3 protein-coding genes are annotated in these 3,330 nt (G+C 58.7%); all 3 read right to left on the bottom strand.

What is annotated here, in order from left to right; all coding sequences use genetic code 11:
• Positions 1-130: 130 nt before the first annotated feature.
• Positions 131-466 carry a hypothetical protein gene (locus tag QZ302_RS09505; RefSeq protein ID WP_294594798.1) on the bottom strand — a complete coding sequence of 112 codons (336 nt, stop codon included), beginning with the start codon at positions 464-466 and terminating at the stop codon, positions 131-133.
• Entirely contained in the window at positions 463-1,071 is a 609-nt protein-coding gene (locus tag QZ302_RS09500; protein ID WP_294594796.1) for a hypothetical protein, read from the bottom strand. The genes QZ302_RS09505 and QZ302_RS09500 overlap by 4 nt, the downstream gene beginning before the upstream one ends.
• Positions 1,072-1,316: 245 nt before the next feature.
• On the bottom strand, positions 1,317-2,588 hold the full coding sequence (locus QZ302_RS09495) for an anaerobic sulfatase maturase (protein ID WP_294594794.1): 1,272 nt from the start codon (positions 2,586-2,588) through the stop codon (positions 1,317-1,319).
• Positions 2,589-3,330: the final 742 nt, after the last annotated feature.

Below are 3,330 nucleotides of genomic sequence, written 5' to 3'. Positions count from 1 at the left end.
TAAAGTCAGACCAAGAAAGGGTAGAGGCCGCCGGTTATTTAGGATAGATCCGATCAGTTGGTTAGGGTAGAGGCTGCCCGATTCTTTGGGGTAGACCCGGCCCCTTGCCCCCCGCGAGCGGCACCCCCGTTTATTCCGAGAGGCAACGCAACTGAAGACCGTTGGCACGGTGGTGCGAGTTGCTGGGATCGAGGACCTGCGAGTAGAACCACAAGAACCGCCCGTTGATACCACTGACCGCAGACGACCAGCTATAGCCGTAGTTGCCGACGTGCCTTGCTATGCCCTCCCAGCCCGCGCGACCGAAGTCGCGGTAGCCCGGGGCGGCGCTCAGCGCCCCGAGCCAGATAAAACGAGCCAGATAAAACGAATCAGATAAACCGAGCCGGATAAAATGAAACAGCCGGATAAAACGAAAAAACGGGCCGCCGTCCCCGGCGCCCGTTTTGATTTTGTTTTCCGTCAACGTCTCTCCCCCGCTTTCGGTTTCCGTCCCTTCGGCCTGCGTATCACCTGAATCCCCTCCCGCTCCAAGTGCCGATAAAACGTCCGCTCGTTGAGTTCCACCGTTTTGCAAATCTCGCTCACCGACATCTGATTATTCGTGTTGTACATCCGGATCGCGAAATCCAGCTTGTGCATAATCTCCCGATGCGGCCCCTTCGGCCTCCCCGCCGCCCTGGCATCCTCCATCCCCTCCTCCGGTCTTTTCGTCCCCCTCGTTCCCCCCGGTCTCGTTCCCAGCTCCATCCCCCTTTTCGAGCGCATCTCCCCCGCGACCCCTCTGTTGAAATCGAGCCACGGTTCGTCCAGCGCCCTGATCGCCGCCCCCTTCCGTTCCAGCCTTTCGATCAGTAGCGCCATCTCCTCCTTGCACCGACAGACATCCGCCGCCCTCGAGACCACCAGCGTATCCCCCCTTCTGAGCAGCCTGAGCAGCCGGTTCAGCTCCTCCGCCCCCGTCGTTTCGAAGAAAATATTTCCGCTCGTAACCCCCGCCTCGATCAGCGCCTCTATTTTCTCCTGTGCCTCCGCATCCCCCGGTTCGAATCTGAAATAACCCCGTATCATACGCTCGCCAAAATTAAACCCTAATCCGTGTTCCCCCGTGTGTTCGGAAAACCGTTCGGTTATTCGAAATCAATTGTTACAAATGTAGCGATAAATGCGGATATACGTATAATTGCGACAGAAAATATTATAACACTGACACATATGTCGCTTAACTTGCGACCGTTTCCGGGCGAAAGGCGGTTCGATTCGAGGGGTTCGAATAACCGAACGTTTTTTCGTATACCCCCCTCCCCGGTTAGCCGTTAGAATAGGCCCATCCGTTGCCTCGCCCACGGAATCACCAACGCCGCCGGCTCCCCCGCCTCCAGCAGCTCCCGCATTTTCAGCATGTACGGCTCCGAGTGCCGATAAAACGCCCTGAGCCCCCCGCACAGCGCATTGACCCTCTCCTCCGGATTTCGTTCCGACGGCACGAACCTGTGCTTCGGACACTCCCCCCGACATAAGTGCAGATACCCGCACCTCAGACACTCCGTCGGCAGCGCATTCCGTTTCTCCAGCCCGAACCGGAACTGCTCCCCCGACCCCGCCATCGTTCGTAGCTCCCCCGTCGCGATATTTCCTCGCCTGTACTCCGGATAGACAAAGTGGTCGCACGCATAGACATCCCCATTATGCTCCACCGCCAGCGCATCCCCGCACGTTTCGCAGAACGCGCACAGCCCCGGCCTGACCCCGCACCATCCCGCCAGCGTCACGTCGAACATCTGGACGAAATAGCTCCCCACATCCCCCGTCACCCACTCGTCGAACACATCGTTCAGAAACCTTCCGTAGGCCTCCGCCCCCACCGACCACTCCGCCCTGTGCGCCTCCGGATCCCCCGGTTCCACAATCACCTCCCTCGGCCACCCCTCGATCCGTTTCACATGCTCCACCACCGGCAGGAACTGCATGAACCGGCTCCCGATCCCCTTCAGGAAACGGTAAATCTCCCTCCCCCTTCCCTCGCTGGCCGCCCCCACCGCCGAGAGCGTATTGAACTCCGCCCCCTGCTCCTTCAGCCGCTCAATCCCCCCCATCACCCGGTCGAACGTCGATTCCCCCGCCCGATCCCTCCGGTTCGCATCATGTACCTCCCTCGGCCCGTCGATCGAGACCCCCACCAGAAACTCCTCCTCCGCAAAGAACCTCGCCCATTCGTCCGTGAGCAACGTCCCGTTCGTTTGTATCGAATTTTCGATCCGTTTCTCCCCCCTGTACATTTTTTGGAACTCCACCGCCTTTCGGTAGAACTCCCTTCCCGCCAGCAGCGGTTCCCCACCGTGCCAACAGAACGACACCACCGGCACCTGATTCGCCTCGATATACTGTTTGACGAACCTTTCGAGCAGCTCGTCGCTCATCACCTCCGCCGCATGTGCCTTCGGCGCCAGCCTCGCCTTGTCCAGGTAGTAACAGTACGTACAATCCAGGTTACACGTCGCCCCGACCGGTTTGACCATGGCCCCGACCGCCCTGGGTCCTTTTCGTTTGATCGCATCCGCGAAAGTGAGCGTAGCTTTTTTTCTCATATCTTTGCAAAGATAGGCGTTTCGTCCTTACCTCGAACAGCGTGTCCCTCGTCGCGTGAAGAGGGTTGGGCCGGCGCCTTGCGTATGCGGTTAGACCCGGCCAAAGCATCCCGTAGGGATGCGCTCTGAAGTTTTTTCGGTTCCTTTTGTTCACAACCGACGCTGCCAGCGAGTGCAATGCAAACGCAGTTTGCAAATTGCCGAGCGGCGAGGAGGAACCGAGTAGCGTACCGAGAGCAGAGACCGTTTACGGGCTTTGCCGAGGTAGCACGAGGAAGCCGAAGGCAACGCGAAGCCAACGAGAACAGTTCCAGCCGGGGCAATGACTAGACGCGCGCCACGCCTAAAGAGGGAAATCGTCAAAATGTGCTGGCACGTTTTGACAAGATTTCCCCAGGCGCGCGAACGAAGAACGGGGCAAAGATTTGGGCTGTCGGCAGCTTTAGGATGCGTCAGCATCCGTCTAAAGTTTTTTTGGTTCTTTTTGTTCACAAAAAGAACAGTTCGAGGCGGAACAAAGCTCGACCCGCGCGCGACCGCTGGATAAGGAAATCATTCAAACGCGTAGTTCGCGTTTGAATAAGATTTCCGCCAGCGCGCGGCTAGAGAACGGGGGTAGAGGCTGCCAGTGGAAATGCGCGAGCATTTCCCGTCCACGGGACGTGGGGCCTGCCCGGCCCGAGGGCAGTACCCTCCCGTAGGACAGCCGCGCGCCCCGCCTAAAGAAGCGATTCAGCGATTT

Origin of the sequence: uncultured Rikenella sp. (assembly GCF_910579375.1) — a bacterium.
In the GTDB taxonomy this organism is placed as follows: domain Bacteria; phylum Bacteroidota; class Bacteroidia; order Bacteroidales; family Rikenellaceae; genus Rikenella.
This window is presented reverse-complemented; position numbering and strand designations above follow the sequence as displayed.